Origin of the sequence: Haemophilus sputorum CCUG 13788, assembly GCF_000238795.1 — a bacterium.
GTDB classification, from domain to species: domain Bacteria; phylum Pseudomonadota; class Gammaproteobacteria; order Enterobacterales; family Pasteurellaceae; genus Haemophilus_A; species Haemophilus_A sputorum.
Genome location: NZ_AFNK01000031.1, coordinates 30,239 through 45,877 on the forward strand (window position 1 = coordinate 30,239; position 15,639 = coordinate 45,877).

14 protein-coding genes are annotated in these 15,639 nt (G+C 37.7%); 5 read left to right on the plus strand and 9 right to left on the minus strand.

Features of this window, described 5'->3' with window-relative positions; genetic code table 11:
- Positions 1 to 9: 9 nt before the first annotated feature.
- The gene (locus HSP_RS0103565; RefSeq protein ID WP_010128910.1) at positions 10 to 762 is read left to right on the plus strand and encodes an MlaA family lipoprotein; all 753 of its coding nucleotides are present in this window, start codon (positions 10 to 12) and stop codon (positions 760 to 762) included.
- Between the two features lie 72 nt (positions 763 to 834).
- Here HSP_RS0103565 and map read toward each other — a convergent pair whose 3' ends face one another.
- The 4 genes from map to thiP form a co-directional block, all read right to left on the minus strand.
- A complete protein-coding gene (gene map, locus HSP_RS0103570; protein ID WP_010128911.1) occupies positions 835 to 1,641 on the minus strand; it encodes a type I methionyl aminopeptidase in 807 nt (268 codons plus the stop codon).
- Between the two features lie 78 nt (positions 1,642 to 1,719).
- Positions 1,720 to 3,144, minus strand: coding sequence for a sucrose-specific PTS transporter subunit IIBC (locus HSP_RS0103575; protein WP_010128912.1), 1,425 nt, complete (start codon positions 3,142 to 3,144; stop codon positions 1,720 to 1,722).
- Between the two features lie 134 nt (positions 3,145 to 3,278).
- Complete coding sequence (gene thiQ, locus HSP_RS0103580; protein ID WP_007526555.1) at positions 3,279 to 3,917, minus strand: thiamine ABC transporter ATP-binding protein; 639 nt, start codon at positions 3,915 to 3,917, stop codon at positions 3,279 to 3,281.
- Complete coding sequence (thiP, locus tag HSP_RS0103585; RefSeq protein WP_007526528.1) at positions 3,914 to 5,494, minus strand: thiamine/thiamine pyrophosphate ABC transporter permease; 1,581 nt, start codon at positions 5,492 to 5,494, stop codon at positions 3,914 to 3,916. The genes thiQ and thiP overlap by 4 nt, the downstream gene beginning before the upstream one ends.
- A 277-nt stretch (positions 5,495 to 5,771) precedes the next feature.
- Between thiP and HSP_RS0103590 the strand changes: the two genes are divergently transcribed.
- The 4 genes from HSP_RS0103590 to srmB all read left to right on the plus strand — a co-directional run bounded on the left by HSP_RS0103590 (position 5,772) and on the right by srmB (position 9,865).
- Entirely contained in the window at positions 5,772 to 6,032 is a 261-nt protein-coding gene (locus tag HSP_RS0103590; protein ID WP_007526498.1) for an HPr family phosphocarrier protein, read from the plus strand.
- A gap of 66 nt (positions 6,033 to 6,098) precedes the next feature.
- Positions 6,099 to 7,820: a phosphoenolpyruvate-protein phosphotransferase PtsI gene (gene ptsI, locus HSP_RS0103595; RefSeq protein WP_007526523.1), complete on the plus strand. Its 1,722-nt coding sequence runs from the start codon at positions 6,099 to 6,101 to the stop codon at positions 7,818 to 7,820.
- A gap of 79 nt (positions 7,821 to 7,899) precedes the next feature.
- A complete protein-coding gene (gene crr / locus HSP_RS0103600) occupies positions 7,900 to 8,400 on the plus strand; it encodes a PTS glucose transporter subunit IIA (RefSeq protein WP_007526497.1) in 501 nt (166 codons plus the stop codon).
- 127 nt (positions 8,401 to 8,527) lie between these two features.
- Positions 8,528 to 9,865: an ATP-dependent RNA helicase SrmB gene (srmB, locus tag HSP_RS0103605; protein WP_007526508.1), complete on the plus strand. Its 1,338-nt coding sequence runs from the start codon at positions 8,528 to 8,530 to the stop codon at positions 9,863 to 9,865.
- Between the two features lie 130 nt (positions 9,866 to 9,995).
- Here the strand turns inward: srmB and HSP_RS11495 are convergent, their stop codons facing one another.
- The 5 genes from HSP_RS11495 to HSP_RS0103630 all read right to left on the minus strand — a co-directional run bounded on the left by HSP_RS11495 (position 9,996) and on the right by HSP_RS0103630 (position 15,373).
- Positions 9,996 to 10,334, minus strand: a complete 339-nt coding sequence (locus tag HSP_RS11495; protein WP_231287870.1) for a hypothetical protein — start codon at positions 10,332 to 10,334, stop codon at positions 9,996 to 9,998.
- Positions 10,335 to 10,818: 484 nt separating this feature from the next.
- Complete coding sequence (qatD, locus tag HSP_RS0103615) at positions 10,819 to 11,550, minus strand: Qat anti-phage system TatD family nuclease QatD (RefSeq protein ID WP_007526504.1); 732 nt, start codon at positions 11,548 to 11,550, stop codon at positions 10,819 to 10,821.
- Positions 11,547 to 12,863: a Qat anti-phage system QueC-like protein QatC gene (qatC, locus tag HSP_RS0103620; RefSeq protein ID WP_010128913.1), complete on the minus strand. Its 1,317-nt coding sequence runs from the start codon at positions 12,861 to 12,863 to the stop codon at positions 11,547 to 11,549. The genes qatD and qatC overlap by 4 nt, the downstream gene beginning before the upstream one ends.
- A complete protein-coding gene (locus tag HSP_RS0103625) occupies positions 12,863 to 13,603 on the minus strand; it encodes a hypothetical protein (protein WP_007526534.1) in 741 nt (246 codons plus the stop codon). The genes qatC and HSP_RS0103625 overlap by 1 nt, the downstream gene beginning before the upstream one ends.
- Before the next feature lie 3 nt (positions 13,604 to 13,606).
- Positions 13,607 to 15,373: a KAP family P-loop NTPase fold protein gene (locus HSP_RS0103630; protein ID WP_007526536.1), complete on the minus strand. Its 1,767-nt coding sequence runs from the start codon at positions 15,371 to 15,373 to the stop codon at positions 13,607 to 13,609.
- Between the last annotated feature and the right edge of the window lie 266 nt (positions 15,374 to 15,639).

The window sequence follows — 15,639 nt, forward strand, 5'->3', positions numbered from 1 at the left end:
GAATCTTCTATGAAATTAAAAGCTATTTTATTAGCCACAAGTGTAATGGGTTTGAGTGCGTGTTCTTCATCTATCGATCCTGCAACGGGTCAGCGTAAAGATCCACTTGAAGGCTTTAACCGCGCAATGTGGAAAGTAAACTACGAGTATATCGATCCTTATGTCTTAAAACCTGTCGCAACAGGCTGGCGTGATTATGTGCCAAGCCCTATCAAAACAGGTCTAGTCAATGTTGCAAATAACTTAGATGAGCCAGCGAGTTTCGTAAACCGTTTATTAGAAGGCGAAGGCCAAAAAGCGATGGTGCATTTAAACCGTTTCTGGATTAACTCCGTTTTCGGTTTAGGCGGTTTAATTGACTGGGCAAGCAAAACACCAGATTTAAAATTAGAAAACGGCGAGCGTGAATTTGGCGATACTATGGGTAAATATGGTGTTGGTACAGGGGCTTATGTGGTTGTACCGGGCTATGGTTCAACGACCCCACGCCAAGCGGTGGGTAAAGTGGTGGACTCTTCTTATCCAGTCTTATCACTGCTTACTACACCATGGGCGATTGCAAAATTTGCCGTGCAAGGTGTCGATACGCGTGCGAACTTGTTAGATCAAGATGCATTACTGCAACAATCTTCTGACTCTTATACGATGTTTAGAGAAGCCTACTTCCAAAACCTAGAGTTTAAAGTCAATGATGGTAAAGTCACTGAACCGAATGACGGAAAAGAAACACTATCTGAAGAAGAATTAAAAAATATCGACTAATTTTAATGCTACAAGCGGTTTAATTCGCAATATTTTTTGCAAATTAAACCGCTTGTTATTTATCAAGCCAAACTAGCTATTTTTCATAAAGCGACTAATACGTCCTGAAGCAATTTCTTCATCTCTAATTGTCATAACCTCACAGCCCTCTTTCGTCACGACAATTTGGTGCTCAAATTGTGCTGAATGGCTGCGGTCTTTGGTTTTTACTGTCCAACCATCTGGCATATTACGAATCTCTTTTTTACCCGCATTCACCATTGGCTCAATCGTAAAGACCATGCCTTCTTTTAGCACAACACCGCCATCATCTGAATTATAGTGTAGCACCTGTGGATCACAGTGGAATTCAGTGCCAATGCCATGTCCGCAATATTCACGAACTACTGAAAAACCCTCTTTTTCGACATATTTTTGAATGGCTTTTCCAATCTCTTTTAAGCGAATACCCGGTTTTACCGTGCGTAAGCCGATATACAGTGATTCTAGCGTGACATCCACTAAACGCTGGCTACGAATATTCGTTTCACCAACCACATACATCATTGAGTTATCACCGAAATAACCATCTTTAATGACGGTCACATCAATATTCAAGATATCGCCATTTTTAAGTATTTTGTCCATACTTGGAATACCGTGGCAAACCACTTCATTGACCGAAATACAAGTCGCATTCGGAAAGCCGTGATAACCCAAGCACGCTGGAATCACTTTTTGCTCATTAACCATATAATCATGGCAAATTTTATCTAATTCCCCTGTGCTAACGCCCTCTTTCACATAAGGGGTAATCATCACTAATACATCAGAAGCCAATTTACAGGCTTCGCGGATTTTCTCAATTTCTTGTTCGTTTCTTAATGGAATTTGGCTCATAACACGCTCTTAAACTTTAAAAAATAAAGGGGATTATACCTTTTTTCGGCATAATCCCCAAACTGATTCAAAAGTTAATTATTTTTGTTTTGCTTGTGCACGTTTGCCTAATACAACAGACACAGAGAACGCCACGGCAAATGAAATCACCATGCCAATAGCGTACATCGCTAAACTATCTGGTTTGATAGATGGAATACCTAAGAAACCTGCTGCGCCTAATGCAATTGCTTTTACGTTAAATGCTGCAATGAAAGCACTCGCTAAACCTGAACCAATCATCGCGGCAATAAATGCATGACGATAACGTAAGTTCACCCCGAACATAGCTGGTTCAGTAATCCCTAATAATGCAGAGATACCAGATGGAATTGCTAAACCGCGAACTTTGGCATCTTTCATCGTAAATGCCACACCTAAACAGGCTGCACCTTGTGCAATATTAGACATTGCAGCAATTGGGAAGATGAAGGTACCGCCCGTATTCGCTACATCTACTAATAATTGGGTTTCAACGGCAATAAAGGTTTGGTGCATACCAGTAATAACGATTGGCGCATAGAATGCCCCGAAGATACCACCACCAATAAAGCCGAATGTGTCATATAACCAAGTTAATCCTTGAGAAATTAAGCTACCCGCCTCACGACCAACTGGGCCAATCACGGTAAAGGCTAAGAAACCCGCAATGAGCAATGAGAACATTGGCGTAACAAGGTTATCTAAATAAGACGGTACAAATTTACGGAAACCTTTTTCAAGTGTAGCGAGTACCCATGCAGACACAATTGCTGGAATCACGGTGCCTTGGTAGCCTACTTTTTCAATTTCTAAACCAAATACGTTCCAATAGGTAATTTTGCCTTCCATTAAGGTTTTCGCATAGTTCCAACCATCTGTTAAGTCAGTGTGAACTAAAAGCATCCCTAATGCCGCACCTAAGAATGGGTTTCCACCAAATTTCCGAGTAGCTGAGAAGCCAAGCAACACTGGTAAGAATACGAACGGTGCGTTAGCAATTGTGTTAATAAAATCAACTAAATCAGAAACGCCCGGATATTTGGTAACAACTGAATGCCCTTCCCAGAAAAAGCCGATGGAGGTCAACATTGAGTGAATACCCATCAGCAAACCTCCTGCAACGATTGCAGGAATAATTGGAACGAAAATATCTGCAAGCCCTTTCACAATGCGTTGTAAAAGAGGTTGATTTGCAGCGCCAGCAGCCGCTACTTCCGCTGTACTCATATCACCAATACCCATCTGTTTTTGCATCTCAGCATGGACTTTGTTTACCGTGCCTGAACCAAAAATAATTTGGTATTGGCCACTCGTTGAGAATTGACCTTTTACGCCTTCGATATTTTCGATGGCTTCTTTATCCACTTTCGATTCATCAGCTAAGGTTAAACGTAAACGGGTGGCGCAGTGAGCAAGGGTAGTAATATTTTCTTTACCACCTAACTTTGCAATGGTTTGTTCCGCAATTTTTGGGAAGTTCATAAATCACCTCTATAAAGGATTACATAAATGATAAAAAGTAATGGCGCCATTCTAACTAAAACGGTTTAGCAAACAAAGTAAAAAAAACCTGAAATTCAACTGTTTTATGAATTTTGTGATATAGATCACATTTTCTAATCAGATAACGGAAAAACTTGTCCTTCTCGAATTTCCACTACCCGTGTAAACAAGTTTTTCGTTTCTTCTAATTGGTGAGTTACCATTAAAAGTGTTAGGTTTCGCTCAATACAAATCTCTAAAATAAACTGTTGTAATTCATGACGGCGAATAGGATCAAGCGCAGAAAAAGGTTCATCTAAGAGTAAAATAGGTTTATCGCGTAGCAACGTTCTTGCCAAAGCAACACGTTGTTTCTGCCCGCCAGAAAGCTGATCGGCACGACGACTGAGCAATGGCTCAATACCCATTTTTTCAGCAATTTCTCTTACTTGTTGCTGTTGGGTAGCATTTAGCGATAAGCTTGGCGCTAGCGCTAAACCAATGTTTTGCGCCACCGTTAAATGAGGAAAAAGGTTATTATCTTGAAACAACATTGAAACGGGTCGATCAGCAGGTTGAGTTTGCGTATGATCGCAATCATTTAGCAAAATCTGACCGCTTGCAGGCGTTTCAAAGCCCGCGATCAAATTTAATAACGTACTTTTCCCTGCCCCACTTTCACCAATAATTGCTAGCCTTTCCCCTTGTTCAACTTGAAGAACAAAGTGCATCGGGCTATTTTCATAGTTAAAAATCAGATCTAAATCAATCATATATAACCTTTTTTATTTTTCATTAGTACCCAGAACGGAAGTGCAGAAATGGCCATTAACACAACTGCTGTGACTGCTGCATCTTCCATTCGATAACTGCCAAGTTGTTGATAAAGCAAGTAAGGCAGCGAACTAAAATCTGGACTACCAAAAAAAGCGATAACCGCAAAACTGCCAAGACTTGAAGACATTGCCAATGCAAAAGCATTCAACAATGGACGAACAAGATAATTTTTCTCAACAATCCACCAACGTCGGAAACCACTTAAACCGAGACTTTTCGCTAATTTATCTTGGCGAGTCAGCGTTTGCCAAAGTGCATCAAAAATCATACTGTAAATATAAGGTAGCGTAACAATACCATTACACACACCAACTAGTAACAATAGCTGAAACGTCGAAAGTTCGCTATTTTGAAAGAAGAAATAAAGCCCAACCGAAAGCAAAAAAATCGGAAAAATAAGTGGATAGACGACTGTACTCGCTAGAAATGCATGGCGAATAAATTGCTTTTGATAATAAAAATGACGAGCGGCTAACGCGACAGAATAAGCAACACAAACAGCAACAATAGCAGCAATAAATCCAAGCATTAAAGAATAAGCCGTTGCCTGCCATAACATTGGATTTTGTAAACGTTCCATTAAATGCGAAACACTAATGCCTTCCCAAATGACGCTGCATAGCGGAACAAGTAAAGCAAAACCAAACGTCCAAAGTATGATTTGTAAACCACGTTTTTCTAAATTAGATAACTGCGGTATCCAACTTTCAACATCTGGTGTTAAAACGATTTTTTCTTGTTTTGGCGTTACCATATTGAGCAATATTTTCAAAACTACCGCTACAACAACTTGAACTGCAATTAACATCACTGCTTTTGCAAAATCAAATTCAAAATTGACCGCTTGGAAAATGGCAACTTCAAATGTGCTATATTTAGGCCCACCGCCCAACATTAACACTATTGGAAAACTGGTAAAGCAGATTAGAAAAATCGTCATAAAGCCAAAAGGTATTCTCTTTTTCAAGATTGGCCATTCTACCAATTTAAAACGTTGCCAGCCTGTGATGTTCAGTTGCGCTGCTAATTTATGTTGGCTATTAGGTATCAGCTTTAAAAGAGCATAACTATATAACATCCCATATGGGATATTAAAAAAGCAATGTGCGAGTAAGATCCCCACTAAACCATAAAGCGAAAACTGCCACTCTAAGCCTAAAAAGCTGAAAATTTGTGCAAGCCAACCTGAATTTCCCCAGACACCAATCACGGCAAAAATAACAATGAGCGATGGAAGTGTCCAAATGAAGGAAAAAGTTTTAAGTAAAAAATATTTACCTTTAAAGTTTAAATAGAAAAATGCACGCCCTAAACACAATCCGAAAATGGTAGAAAGAAGTGCGGATAATCCAGCTTGTAAGATGCTATATTTCAGAATGGTAAATGCATCCGTCCAAGACCAAAAGGTTTCGTCTCGGCGGTGCAAGATAAGTTGCCAGAAGCTGAAGCTATATAAAAAAACTAAGCCTAAATAGCATCCCCAAGCGGGAGCTGAAACAAAAAATCGACGCATAAATTCCTCAAAATAATAAGCGGTCTGATTTTAGCATTTTTTTGCAAATTTACTCATTTACAGAGTTTACAAAATTGTAAATTTTATACAGTAGGTTTTGTTAAATTTTCGGTTTTATCCATAAATGTTCTTAAAACAACCTGATTTAGATCATTATTTATACCGTTCTTTTATTTTTATTCGTGAATTTATATCCATTTTGTAGTAAAGTGAAAAAGATTAGGTGTTAGAGGCTAACTCTTTCCAGTTTTAACTTTACACAATAAGGGGAAATCCTATGTCATACGCTAAAGATGTTGTTATTACCGCACCAAGTGGCTTACATACTCGTCCAGCAGCTGAATTTGTAAAAGCAGCAAAACAATTTGCTTCGGACATTACAGTCACTTCTGGCGGTAAAAGTGCGAGTGCGAAAAGTTTATTCAAACTGCAAACATTAGGCCTAACACAAGGTACAAATATTACCATTACTGCTGAAGGCGAAGATGAGCAAAAAGCGGTTGATTTCTTAGTAGATTTAATCCCTACATTAGAATAATCGAATTTTCTATGGCAAGTTTCGGCTTGCCATAGTTTTTCATTCCAACAACAAAAGGATCTTATTATGGTTACAGGTATCGCAGCTTCCCCAGGGGTAGTTTTCGGTAAAGCATTAGTTTTAAAAGAAGAGCCTATCGTCCTTAACACCCAAAAAATTTCAGCTGACCAAATTGATGCTGAAGTTGCTAAATTCTATGCTGGTCGTGAAAAAACCGCAGCACAACTCAATTCTATTCATGAAAAAGCGCTACGTACGCTAGGCGCTGAAAAAGCCGCTATCTTTGAAGGTCATCTAATGATCTTAGAAGACGAAGAGTTAGAAGAAGAAATTCTCGCTTATCTTAAAGAAAACCTTGTTACTGCTGATGTTGCAACAAACAAGATTATCGACCAACAAGTTGCCGTATTATCTGAAATTGATGATGAATACTTAAAAGAGCGTGCTGGTGATATTCGCGATATCGGTAACCGTTTATTACGCAACATTTTAGGCATGCATATCGTTGATTTAGGCGATATTCAAGAAGAGTCTATTCTTGTTGCTTATGATCTAACTCCATCTGAAACCGCACAATTAAACTTAGACAAAGTATTAGGTTTTATTACTGATATTGGTGGACGTACTTCGCATACCTCAATTATGGCGCGTTCATTAGAACTACCGGCAATTGTGGGGACTAACGATATCACAACTCATGTCAAAACAGGTGACTTAGTCATTTTAGATGCCATTAGCAACCAAATTCATATCAATCCGTCTGAAACTGAAATTGCAGCTTTCAAAGCACAGCAAGAAAAATTAGCAGCAGAAAAAGCAGAATTAGCAAAATTAAAAGAGCTGCCTGCTGAAACCTTAGATGGACACCGTATTGAAGTGGCCGGTAACATCGGGACTATTCGTGATGTCGATGGCGTGTTACGCAATGGTGGTGAATCTGTCGGCTTATACCGTACTGAATTCCTCTTTATGGATCGCGCTTCATTACCAGGTGAAGAAGAACAATTTGAAGCTTATAAAGAAATCGTTGAAGCGATGGAAGGCAAACAAGTTGTTCTTCGTACCATGGATATTGGTGGGGATAAAGAATTACCATACCTTGATTTACCAAAAGAGATGAACCCATTCTTAGGCTGGCGTGCAGTGCGTATTGGTTTAACTCGCCGTGAAATTTTAGACACACAATTACGTGCAGTACTTCGTGCTTCTGCTTTTGGTAAATTAGCGGTAATGTTCCCGATGATTATCTCAGTAGAAGAAATTCGTGAATTAAAATCTATCGTAGCCGAATTAAAAGCACAACTTCGCGCAGAAGGTCATGCCTTTGATGAAAACTTACAATTAGGTGTAATGGTTGAAACCCCATCAGCGGCAGTGAATGCGCGTCATCTTGCTAAAGAAGTTGATTTCTTTAGTATCGGTACCAACGACTTAACGCAATATACCCTTGCCGTTGACCGTGGCAATGAAATCATTGCTCACTTATATAATCCATTAACCCCATCTGTGTTGAATTTAATCAAACAAGTTATTGATGCTTCTCACGCTGAAGGTAAATGGACTGGTATGTGTGGTGAATTAGCCGGTGATGTCCGCGCTACCGCATTGCTACTGGGTATGGGCTTAGATGAATTCAGTATGAGTGCAATTTCTGTACCACACGTAAAAAAACTCGCTCGTTCAATCAGCTATGCAGACGCAAAAGCTTTAGCAGATGAAGCCTTAGCACAACCAACTGCAGCAGATATTGAACGTTTAGTTAATGATTTTTACGCAAAACTTAGCTAATTATTGATAATTTAGCATACAAAAACAGAATTCTCGTATAAAATAGAAGGGAATTTTGTTCTTACAAACGGAGAATTTTATGGGCTTTTTAAGCAAAATCTTTGGTTCAAAACAAAAAGAATCAAAAGAAATTCAAATCTTTTCACCACTTTCAGGTGAAATTGTAAACATTGAAGATGTGCCTGATGTGGTTTTCTCTGAGAAGATTGTGGGTGATGGCGTGGCTATTAACCCAAATGGCGATACTATCGTTGCACCAGTAAATGGTACCATCGGTAAAATTTTCGAGACCAATCACGCATTCTCTATCGAATCAGAAGACGGTGTAGAATTATTCGTTCACTTCGGTATTGATACCGTTGAATTAAAAGGCGAAGGTTTTACGCGTATCGCTGAAGAAGGTCAAAGTGTTAAAGTTGGTGACCCAGTTATCAAATTTGACTTAGAAACCTTAAGAGCAAAAGCAAAATCTGTATTAACGCCGGTTGTGATTTCAAACATGGACGAAATTAGCAACCTTAACAAAAAAACTGGCGAAGTTGTTGCTGGTGAAAGCGTAGTATTAACTTTAAATAAATAATACATAAACGAGAAAGAAAGGCTAAGCATCGACTTAGCCTTTCTTATTTGGGCGGTTCTTTGATTATGCTATAATTTGCAAAACCGTAATAAAATTAAACCGCTTGTAGCGTAGCATCAGGAATTATATGACCTCAGAAAATGCGATTCTTACTTTTGAAGAACTCGACCTCTCTCCCCAATTATTAAAAGCTTTGGCACAAAAAGGCTACAAACGCCCCACTTCTGTGCAAGAGCAAACTATTCCTTACGCCCTAGATGGCAGAGATTTATTAGGCTCCGCGCCTACAGGAACAGGAAAAACCGCAGCATTTTTACTACCGGCAATTCAACACTTGCTTGACTACCCGCGCCGTAAACCCGGTGCACCCCGTATTTTAATCCTAACCCCAACCCGTGAACTCGCTATGCAAGTTGCGGAAGAAGCCCAATCTTTCGCCCAATTTACCAAACTAAGCATTGCGACGATTACAGGTGGTGTGGCTTACCAAAACCACGGCGAAGTATTTAACAGCAACCAAGACATCGTTGTCGCAACACCAGGGCGTTTAATGCAATATATCAAAGAAGAAAACTTTGATTGCCGTGCGGTAGAAATTCTGATTTTTGATGAAGCAGACCGTATGCTGCAAATGGGCTTTGGGCAAGATGCGGAAAAAATTGCTGCAGAAACCCGTTGGCGCAAACATACTTGGTTATTCTCTGCTACGCTTGAAGGTGAATTATTGACTGATTTTGCTGAGCGTCTATTACAAGATCCTGTACAAATTGAAGCAGAACCAAGTCGCCGTGAGCGCAAAAAAATCCATCAATGGTATTATCATGCCGATAATCTAGAACATAAAACCAAATTACTGGCGCGTTTGATTCCTAGTTTAGAGATGGAAAAAGTGATTGTTTTTGTTCGCCGCCGTGAAGATGTCCGTGAGCTTAGTGAAACACTACGCAAAAGAGGGTTACGCTCAACCTATTTAGAAGGCGATATGGCGCAAACCCAGCGAAACCAAGCAATTAACCGCTTAAAAGAAGGTGTGGTTAACGTATTGGTCGCAACCGACGTTGCCGCTCGAGGCATTGATATTGACGATGTTGATTATGTGATTAACTTCGACCTACCTTATAGTGCTGATACTTACCTACACCGTATCGGACGCACTGCGCGTGCTGGGAAAAAGGGTTCTGCAATTTCGTTAGTAGAAGCACACGACTACAAACTACTTGGTAAAATCAAACGCTATACTGAAGAAGCATTGAAATCACGCGTGGTAGAAGGTTTAGAGCCACGCACTAAAGCACCGAAAGATGGCGAACTGAATATCACCAGCAAAAAAGAAAAAGCGCGCATTAAAAAACGCAAAGAAGCAAAAAAAGAAGCCTCAAAGGCGAAAGTAAAAGTGCGTCATAAAGATACCAAAAACATTGGTAAACGCCGTAAACCTGCGGCAGAAGTAGCGCAAAACAGCTAATGACAAGCAGTCGTATTTTTGCAAAAAATTGCGGTATTATGTAACATTTGTACAAAGGTTTAATTTATTGGCATAGTAGACAAAACTGTTGCTAATGTTTATTTTTCAAAATATTAGCAACTCTTTTTATTTAAAAAACCTTTATAAATATAACTTTTCGTTTTTTCGTTAATCCATTATGTTCATTTAATTGAAACTTTTGATATTTAAATAATCCTTCTAACCTATTTATCATATTTTCGATATTTATTTCAGTATTCTTTTCAAAAGTAAATAAATAATTTATATAATACTTCAAACTTACATAAGCCGCTCTTATATTTCTATATTTATAATAAAAATAACCTTTTTCATTCTCTTTATCACTTCGTTCTTTTAAAAAATTCTCATGTTTTATAAACCAAGGATACAAACAACGATAAAAGTCATTTCTTGAACTTTTTACCAATGATTTCGCAATTATTTTCAATTCTTAACCCACTTGTGACCGATGTTTTTCCTTAATTTTCGCATCACAATCGCGACCATATGAAACTGACACATCTGCACTGGAGTATCAAATAGTTCTTTCATTAGACCGCCCCTACCATCACAAGTAATTAATTGAATTAAATAGGGCTTAATACCTTGTATTATAAGGCTTTAAGCCACTTTTTAGTGGCTATTTTGTCTACTATGCCAATTTGTTATTTCTGCTACATTTTCTTACCTTTTATTTAGAAAAAGTAAAAATTGATCTGCCCTAAAAAGTTGTTGGACTAAGCTTCCAACTTTTCGGAACAGATCATAAAATTTAGGATTTTTCAAAAAATGTTTAATTGTTAAATTAAACCATTAGGGATGGTATATCCTAATGGTTCTGGTTAAGTTTAAAAATAAAAGATATTATAAAAGATCAAGATTATTTGAGAAAATGGAAAATTTTTATGGAAGATATAAGGAGAAGTTGTGCTTTATATATATTTTGAAACTAAGCTAAAGAGATTTTTTTTCAATATATTCTCAGCTTCTGAAATATTCATCCCCCAAATATCTGCCAATATTGCAATGGCAATATTGGCATCCCAGGGTAGTAAAGCTTGTGTTTTAAAATTCCCAAAAGGTCCATCAGTTTCAACCAATATTTTTTCCATCGGCATAAGTTGGGTCAACTCATACCCCTTTTTACTGCTTAACATTGCAGGTCCTACAGAAAAATAGCAGCCTATTTCAATCGCTCGTTTTAGTTGTTGTTTTGTGCCTGAAAACCAATGAAGGATTGGTAAATTACCATTTACTTGGATTAATTCATCTAGTACAGCATGTGCACTCATCCTAGAATGTATGCTTAATATTTTTCCTCCAGATTTTGCTGAGCTTCTTAAAATATGGCGAAAAACCTTTAATTGGGTTTCCCAATGTGTTTTAAACTCTTTTCCGCCATCCAAACCAATTTCACCCACATAGCGAGTTTGGTTTAATAATGCATCAAACAAATCTAACTCCTGCCAACGTTCGTGAGCCAGTTGGGGATGCAATCCCAAGGCAGTACGAATACGAGGGCAGTCTTTTGCTAATAAACTTGTTCCGTACCACGCTTTTGGTGTAGTTGTAACAGATAAGACATAAATATTTTCATCTTTACATCGTTTTGCAACGTATTGTGGATTAGTATATAAATCCAAATGGCAATGCATATCCATCATAATATTTGGTTCACCATTAAAAGTTTTTCCACTTCATCCAATCCATTCATAAGAACATTTGCAAACTGATTTAATTGTTGAGTCGGTAGTGAGCCACTTTGTAAAACCCATTGATTCATATTACGATGATTTTTTTGATGAATAGCGTTAATTAAAGCAAATAAATCATCTTTCCTATCTCGATTTGTCAAAATTTGTCGAATATCATTGAATTCATATCCAGCATCATGCGTGATACCAGCATAATGCAATGACGCTCTGCGAATCAAGCATGGAACACAAACCCCGCATTGTTGATTTTTGCGTTTCCAATGACTACACGAAACAGTATCAGGGATAATTTGCTGTAATAATGGTAAATTTTTGCATTCTGCTATCATTTGCCCTTTGGTTTTAAATTGATAAGGATTTTTTAAAGTGAAAGGAATATTGACTGCAGTGAATAATTTTTGTATTTCTTGGATAAAATAAGGGTGAGTGGTACGGGTACTTAAAGTACCTACTCTGCGTACTGTTAAAGGTGCATTGATTGAGATTACCCCATTTTCAGGTACGAAAATATCAATCTCTTTTTGCACCACATCCTGTAATGCATAAGCTGATACAATAGCAAATGCTAAGAAATTCAAACTTCTGGTTCGCATTGTGATTTCAGTAGCCCTACCATTATTTAAATGGGGCTGTGCAATCGCATTAAATTGAGAAAATTGATTGATATAACCATTTTGGTTAAGTTGCTGAATAATCGCTTGTTGACGTGATTTATCACCTTTATAAGAATGACTAACCAAAACAGGTGAGTGCCCCTGTTCCAATAAATCAATTGCCCCAATCGATGAATCCAAACCACCTGAAAATAAACAAACACAGTCTTTATTTCTTAAATCTACTAACTTGGTTCTACCATTTTGTGAATAAGGTTGTGGAGGATTCTGCCCGTTTTCTTGAAAATCAAATTGCCAAATATCACCACTTAAAAAGTGTAAAATGTGTTCTAAATGAACTTTGTTTGCTTGCCAAATAGCTGGCTGGCACAATGGTAAAGTAATAGAAAAGGAACGGCACCAGCCATTTGCGGTATCTTTTCGCAAAACAAAAGTATCTGCCGCCGTTACTGCCATAGCAATGGTTAGAAAATCCATTACTTGGTTATTAAGTCTAATGCCTAATCTTCTCACCCTATCTAAAACCATATTACCGATATGGGCAATTTGTAGATTTTTATTACCCATTCCATATAAATGAACAGGTATTGTTCCATTTTGTAGGTTATTTAATTGATTGATATCGTGATGAAAAACCAATTGAGTCATCAATAATCCTCCCATTCTTCCCAAATTTCCAAAATAGCTTGGTTTTGAATTTCTTGCATTTGTTCAATTGTTAACTGGCAAACATCATCCGTAAATTTAGGGGCAAGCTTAATATCTACTACTTCACGAATGAGTTGCCGTAAATCATTTTCCGCTTTGGCAATTTGCACAGGATCATCGCCTTTCTTCCAAGCCTTACCGGCATCGTGTGCAATTTGCAGAAAAATACTTTCGGTTAAATAACAAATCATCATTTTACCAATGACTTCAGTGGTAATGCTATTTTCATCAAAAGTTGTCATTCCTTCCAATGCTTCTGATAAAGCAATATTCATTGCAGAACGAATTTTGTCTGAATCACCGTGATGACCAGACAAAAGTTGAGTAATTTGGTTGATGACTAGATCACAAGGCTGACCATTTAAACTATGTAAATTAACCGAATATTGTTGCTGCTGGCTGCCTGAAAAAATACCAAATAAACCCGAGCCTGCTTGGGTAATTTTCCCCAATTTTTGGACAGCTATATACTTACCACCACTGGCTTTTCGTGCATAATGCCCAAGTGCTTTACGGACATCATCACGTCCACCGCTTCGTACAGCCCTACCGATTGCCTGACGCAATCCCTTTAATCTCTGTGGGTCTGGTGTTTGTAACGATGTCTGACTATCATCAACCCAAGAGGGTAATAGAGGCGAACGACCATTTGGCCCTACGCTAGATTGTGAAGTGCCCATTGCTTACTCCTTGTACCAAGTTTCACTTTTTAATCTTTTGTTCAACCACGGATAGTTAATGTCTTTATTTTTCAATTCAGCAATAAAGCGAGCTAAAATTTTTGCACCGTCTTCTGAATTTGCCGCTAGCAAACAAGCCCCCATAAAACCATCTGGGCTTTTATCCCAATTATCCAGTTTTCTTAATTGTTCAATCAATGCTTCCATAACGGAGATTTGTTCATCAATTGTTAATCCCTGAATAGCGTTCTGAGTATTTTGTGAGCCTGTTCTTGATGTGGTTGTAAGTAAAATGTTTAAAGCATCTTGGGCTTTTTGAGAAAGTTGAGCGGTATAAGTATTTAGCGGTATGGTTTCTCTGGATAAATAGATCGCCGCGCGCAAATCAACATTGGATAATTTTGGCTCTAACTTTGCCCATTCTTTGATAAATGTTTGAATGGGCTTATTTTCAGAGAGTTTTGATAAATTTTGCTCATTGTGATTTTCCAGCTCTTTTAATAATTCAGGTTTACCCTCTTCTTCATTAATACGTTGATAAAAATTTGTTACCACATCAGAATCCACACATCGCTCAAAAATCACCAATTTGGTAATAATCGCTTCCTCTAACGGTATTTGACGCTTGTTTGCGATTTTGGCACGCATTTTAATAGTATTTAAAATACGTTTTACAATTCTAGGATTACCGTGAATATTAGGTGAATTTGCTAATAGAGGAGCTATTCTGTTTGCTCTTTCAAAATCTGACAAGAGAGCTCGATTATCTTGCTCTTCAATAGTTTTGGCTACTTGTTCTGGATTTAAGGATTGATCTTGCCAAGATTGTTGCAAATGAGTTTCTAAAAATTGGCGTAAGTTTGCTAATTTTTCGGGTAGCACTTTTTGATGAATAGCATACAGCATATACAAATACGCACGAATTTCAAGAACACCTGCTTTAGGTACACGAATAGGAATCTGAATGAGCTTGTCCAAATAATCAATTTGATGACGATACGACAAATCTTTGTAATGTTCGGCAACTGAATGGCGGATCATTTCCTCGTCAGCTGCGATAATAAAAGCTGTACGATTTAAGAATAAGAATAAACGAATGGCTTCTAATGTTTGAATAGCATTAGCAGGCAGGCAACGGTCAAGGTTATCAATCACAATAACCAACTTTTTACCTAAACTCTGTAATATCTCACCATATTCTTTTCTAAACTCATCGATTTGTTGTGGTGGGGTTTGCTGTTTTTTGGGGTTGATAAGTTTTCTTCCTGAATCAACAATTTCTTTTCCTATTTCTATAACTTGCTTACTTTCCGTTTCATCTTGAATTCCATCCAAGGCATTTTGAGCCGTTCCAAATATTTTGGAAACTAAACCAAAAGTAGGAAAACCTGCAGCTAAAGCAGCCCCCTCCGCAAGAAAACCAGCCAAACGTAGACCATTAATTCTGACTAATAAATTTTGGGATTTTTTCAAGATGGTTTCTTCATCTTTGGCAGCTTGAATCAAATGGTTTGCAATCGTCTCCAAAAGAGCCGTTCTGGCATCATCAAATCCTTGATAAAGCCAAGCATCAAATTTAATCACAATCCATTCATCAGGTTCGATTTGTTGCTCAATCAAATTTAATAGAGAAGATTTACCTGCACCCCAATTACCAAAAATACCTATTGAAACGGGGAGCATAGCTTCAGTTTCTAAGATTTCAGTAACAATTTGGGATACTTCACCAAAATTGAGATAGTCTTCTTTAGATTCAGTATCTGACCACATTTAATTACCCTCATTTATAAAATATAAGCATATATTTTAATACACTTTCAATAAAGATTTGAAATATTTTTATGATGTTCCAGTACGTGGCAAGTTAGAAGAGGAAAAATGAGAAGATTAAGAAACTATAATCAATAAGTGTAAAAACTGTATAATCAAACTTAGTAATACTTCTTATAGAGTTAAATGTGGCCAATGCTAATTTATGCTACTATGCGATTTACCAATTTATCATACGTTCGATGACTATATGGATATCTGTTAAC

Bases quoted from the DNA above. Each gene is read 5' to 3' on its own strand.
- HSP_RS0103630 (WP_007526536.1), bottom strand. From the start codon at position 15,373: ATGTGGTCAGATACTGAATCTAAAGAAGACTATCTCAATTTTGGTGAA.
- HSP_RS0103625 (WP_007526534.1), bottom strand. From the start codon at position 13,603: ATGGGCACTTCACAATCTAGCGTAGGGCCAAATGGTCGTTCGCCTCTA.
- map (WP_010128911.1), bottom strand. From the start codon at position 1,641: ATGAGCCAAATTCCATTAAGAAACGAACAAGAAATTGAGAAAATCCGC.
- thiQ (WP_007526555.1), bottom strand. From the start codon at position 3,917: ATGATTGATTTAGATCTGATTTTTAACTATGAAAATAGCCCGATGCAC.
- thiP (WP_007526528.1), bottom strand. From the start codon at position 5,494: ATGCGTCGATTTTTTGTTTCAGCTCCCGCTTGGGGATGCTATTTAGGC.
- HSP_RS0103575 (WP_010128912.1), bottom strand. From the start codon at position 3,144: ATGAACTTCCCAAAAATTGCGGAACAAACCATTGCAAAGTTAGGTGGT.
- crr (WP_007526497.1), top strand. From the start codon at position 7,900: ATGGGCTTTTTAAGCAAAATCTTTGGTTCAAAACAAAAAGAATCAAAA.
- ptsI (WP_007526523.1), top strand. From the start codon at position 6,099: ATGGTTACAGGTATCGCAGCTTCCCCAGGGGTAGTTTTCGGTAAAGCA.
- HSP_RS0103590 (WP_007526498.1), top strand. From the start codon at position 5,772: ATGTCATACGCTAAAGATGTTGTTATTACCGCACCAAGTGGCTTACAT.
- srmB (WP_007526508.1), top strand. From the start codon at position 8,528: ATGACCTCAGAAAATGCGATTCTTACTTTTGAAGAACTCGACCTCTCT.
- qatC (WP_010128913.1), bottom strand. From the start codon at position 12,863: ATGACTCAATTGGTTTTTCATCACGATATCAATCAATTAAATAACCTA.
- HSP_RS0103565 (WP_010128910.1), top strand. From the start codon at position 10: ATGAAATTAAAAGCTATTTTATTAGCCACAAGTGTAATGGGTTTGAGT.
- qatD (WP_007526504.1), bottom strand. From the start codon at position 11,550: ATGATGGATATGCATTGCCATTTGGATTTATATACTAATCCACAATAC.